Source organism: Bartonella sp. CL436QHHD (assembly GCF_042195105.1).
In the GTDB taxonomy this organism is placed as follows: Bacteria; Pseudomonadota; Alphaproteobacteria; order Rhizobiales; family Rhizobiaceae; genus Bartonella.
In genome coordinates this window covers 1-3,260 of sequence record NZ_JBHINR010000055.1, presented here as the reverse complement: position 1 = coordinate 3,260, position 3,260 = coordinate 1, and the positions used below count along the sequence as shown (strand labels likewise).

Annotated in this window: 6 protein-coding genes; all 6 read left to right on the top strand. The window is 37.3% G+C overall.

All coding sequences use genetic code 11. The annotated features are described in order from the left end of the window. Positions 1–460, top strand: a 460-nt coding sequence (locus tag ACFIKN_RS07385) for a hypothetical protein (protein ID WP_375658157.1), incomplete at its 5' end; no start/stop codon positions are given. Further along, the gene (locus ACFIKN_RS07380) at positions 460–861 is read left to right on the top strand and encodes a hypothetical protein (RefSeq protein ID WP_375613985.1); all 402 of its coding nucleotides are present in this window, start codon (positions 460–462) and stop codon (positions 859–861) included. The genes ACFIKN_RS07385 and ACFIKN_RS07380, both read left to right, overlap by 1 nt. Further along, entirely contained in the window at positions 855–1,238 is a 384-nt protein-coding gene (locus tag ACFIKN_RS07375; RefSeq protein WP_375658156.1) for a hypothetical protein, read from the top strand. Before ACFIKN_RS07380 ends, ACFIKN_RS07375 begins: the two co-directional genes overlap by 7 nt. A 241-nt stretch (positions 1,239–1,479) precedes the next feature. Beyond that, positions 1,480–2,289, top strand: a complete 810-nt coding sequence (locus tag ACFIKN_RS07370; protein ID WP_273790347.1) for an ERF family protein — start codon at positions 1,480–1,482, stop codon at positions 2,287–2,289. A 1-nt stretch (position 2,290) separates the two neighbouring features. Further along, positions 2,291–2,914, top strand: coding sequence for a lambda exonuclease family protein (locus ACFIKN_RS07365; RefSeq protein WP_273790348.1), 624 nt, complete (start codon positions 2,291–2,293; stop codon positions 2,912–2,914). A gap of 58 nt (positions 2,915–2,972) precedes the next feature. After that, positions 2,973–3,260: DUF488 family protein (locus ACFIKN_RS07360; protein WP_375658155.1), on the top strand; the 288-nt coding region annotated here is incomplete at its 3' end.

Here is a 3,260-nt window from a genome sequence, read left to right as displayed (position 1 = left end):
TTTTGATGATGTTAAAGCAGACGACCTAGGCGGTTTTATACAAAAAGAAGACAATCTAAGTCATGATGGCAATTGCTGGGTTGGAGATTATGCTAGGGTTTATGATAATGCTCGTGTTTATCAAAATGCACATATTTCCGGTTATGCCTATGTTTATGGTGATGCGCGGGTTTATGGAGATGCACTCGTTTCTGATGAAGCAAAAGTTTACAATTATGCAGAAATTTACGGTGATGCATACGTTTACGGTGACGCTAAAGTTTTTGATCATGCACATGTTTATGGCAATTCTCATGTTTATTATGAAGCATATGTTTACGATAAGGCAAGCGTTTATGGAAATGCAAAAGTTGGCGGTAATACACACATTTACGGAAATGTAAAAATTTACGGTGATGCGGATTTACGTTGTGAAGATTGGATTGGCAGCAATAGCAGAATATCCACTGGAGCAAACTAATGGAAAAGAAGTACGAACTTACTGATGAGAAAGCTGAGTTTAAAGGGGTAACTCTTCACCGTATCCGCGCTTTAAGAGACTTTGGAGTTATTAAAAAAGGTAATTTAGGCGGCTTTATAGAACATGAAAACAACCTATCGCATCATGGTAATTGCTGGGTAGGTGGTAATGCATTCGTCTTATCTTGTGCTTGCGTTTACGATAATGCTCAAGTTTATGATGATGCTGAAGTTTATGGTAGTGCACGAATTAAACATAATGCACATGTTTACGGTTTTGCCGAAGTTTATGGAATGGCAACAGTTTCCGGTAATGCACGTATTTATGGCGACGCAAAAATTTATCGTGATGCGGATATTGATGGCGATAACGTCATGTCCACTGGAGAAAAAGCATGGTGAAAAAATACGAATTGACTAATGAAACCACCGATATTGTAAGTTGCCATACATTGTACCGCATTCGTGCTTTAAGAGATTTTGATAATGTTAAGGCTGGGGACCTTGGGGGCTTTATAGAAAATGAAAGCAATCTCTCTCATGATGGCAATTGCTGGGTCTATGATAATGCTTGTGTTACTTGGGGTTCAAAAATTTATGACAATGCAAAAATTTATAATAACGCCCGAGTATATGGTGGTGGTCGCATTTTTGAAAACGCACAGATTTACGGAAATGCAATTGTTTATCCCAATGCAAGAGTTTATGGCGACGCAAAAATTTACGGAGATTCAGAGATCTGCGGAGAAAGCCGTATCACAACAAACGAGAAAAAATAAATCATGTATAAATATGGAATTAAACCTACCTTGTGTGCACAGTTAGTTGTGAGAAATACTCACAATCTAGGTGAACTTTGTATCACTATCTCTGGGTATAAAGACGAGCCTTATGTAGATACCATAATTTCTGAAGACATAATGCAGCCTATAAAATCCAAACTCTAACAACCAAACCAACTTTTAACACATGCGTGATTCACGCCACGGGTGAATTGCGCTCAAATAGGAGGAAATCAAGATGAGTGAACTAAGTACCACACAAATGGAATTAGTGGAAAAAACGAACGATTGTGAAATCAAACCTACAGCTATGGAGCTTATTTTAGAAAGAGCTTTAGAAAATGATGTCGATATGGATCGTCTCAAGCGTCTTCTTGAATTGCGAGAAAAGGAGATAGAACGACAAGAGTGTCAAAACTTTGTCCGTGATCTTTCTGCTATACAAGTGGAATATAAAAATATCGAACAAAATGCCATTAATACACATACTAAAAGCCTCTATACAACGCTTGATAAATATATTGATGCTATTAAAGAACCTCTTGCAAAACATCACTTTGCCTTGTTCTCTCGTATCAAAGACCAGAGTTCAAATGACATAACTGTAGAAATGACTTTAAAGCATATATCGGGCAATGAAATATCAACACAAGGAACATTTCCCATTGATGCTACGGGAAGCAAAAATAACACACAAGCGGTTGGTTCTACTATAAGCTACGCACGTAGATATCTCTTAGGCATGCTTCTTAATGTTGCAAGAAAAGAAGACGATACAGATGGAATAACACTTCTTGCGGGTATCTCTTCTGAACAGATGAATGAAATCAAAGAATTAATTAAAAAAACACAATCTGAAGAAAGTAGGCTTCTCTCTTTCATAGGAGTAAAAAATCTAAAAGATATGTCTTTTAAACAAGCACAAACCGCTTTGTTTGCTTTGAAAAAAAAGCAGCGAAAGCAAATGAATAAAGCACAACAAGAGCAATTAGATGCACCTATACAAGATATTGAATATGCACCAACTCAACAACAAACGGCGGTGTGAAATGGAACAAAGAACAGCACAATGGTTTCAGGCCCGCTTGGGAAAAGTCACCGCTTCAAACGTTTACAACCTACTGAGTAAAACAGCAAAGGGAATGCCGACAAACAAATATGAAGACTACAAAATCAAACTTATAACAGAACGTTTAACTGGTGAAGTAAGCCAATCTTATCCAACGCCGGCTATGCAATGGGGCATTGAACATGAAGAAGATGCCTTGAAAGAATATGCATTTATTTATGATACAGAGATCATAGAGTGTGGTTTCATACAACACCCCACAATCAAAATGGCTGGTGCTAGTCCTGATGGGTTTGTTGGTGATGACGGTTTAGTTGAAGTCAAATGTCCACAATCACCAAACCATTTACGCTTCTTTATAGATGACACTATAAAGCCTGAATATAGCGCGCAAATACAATTCCAAATGGCTTGTACGGGACGAAAATGGTGTGATTTTATCAGTTATGACCCACGTTTTACGAGGCAATCAACATACTTACGCATGAAAATCAAACGCATTCACCGTGATGAAGAACACATTGAACAGATTAATCAAGCGGTCGAAGCTTTTTTAGCAGAAATAGAACAAGAGATGCAAAAGATTTTGACAAAAGCCGCTTGACGTTATGGGGGTGCTCTCTCCTCCCAGCACCCCCACCCATTTACCAAGGAAATTAAACGTGTGTAACACCAAACATATTATCATACAGCCTGCTAAAGATGAGGAATTTTGTTTTTTTACCATTGGCTATGAAGGTAAGTCCCTTGAGAATTATCTTAGTTGTCTCATAGAAAACAATATCAAAACTTTATGTGATGTTCGTAAAAATCCAATAAGTAGAAAACACGGATTTTCGAAAAGACAATTAGAGAAAGCTGTGAGCAATATTGATATTGAATATATGCATATGCCTGAACTTGGAATTGCTTCTGAAAAACGAAGAAATTTGAAAACACAAAAAGATTAT